Origin of the sequence: Cognatundibacterium luofuense (assembly GCF_018139685.1) — a bacterium.
GTDB lineage: Bacteria > Pseudomonadota > Gammaproteobacteria > Burkholderiales > Burkholderiaceae_D > Undibacterium > Undibacterium luofuense.
Genome location: NZ_JAGSPN010000399.1, coordinates 1 through 333, shown reverse-complemented (window position 1 = coordinate 333; position 333 = coordinate 1). Strand labels below are relative to the sequence as shown.

Sequence of the window (333 nt, the reverse complement as noted above, 5' to 3'; positions counted from 1 at the left end):
ATGGTAGAAAAACGGTACACATATTTCCATTAAATTCTGTTAAAACTGATTCTTACTATACGATCAAAATGGAGAACGTAAAAAAGCTCTATTCTGGTGAGCCAAAAAGTAAAATGTCAAACCCGTCTTATGTCGACGGCGTGCTTCGTTACTTGCTGTCGGAATGCGGTTTGCCTGCCAAACCGGAGTTTACTCAACAGGTGATCAAAGAGCCATATGTGTTGATTATCGATGAAATCAATCGTGGCAATATCTCTCGCATTTTTGGTGAGTTAATTACTCTCATAGATCCCTCCGAGCGCACCGGTTCCGATGACGCGTTGGCAGTCACGC

The 333-nt window shown here is 42.6% G+C and carries 1 pseudogene; it reads left to right on the top strand.

Going from position 1 to position 333, the window contains the following annotated elements:
- Positions 1 to 68: 68 nt before the first annotated feature.
- Positions 69 to 333, top strand: a pseudogene (locus KDM89_RS20940) (hypothetical protein); the annotation flags it as partial.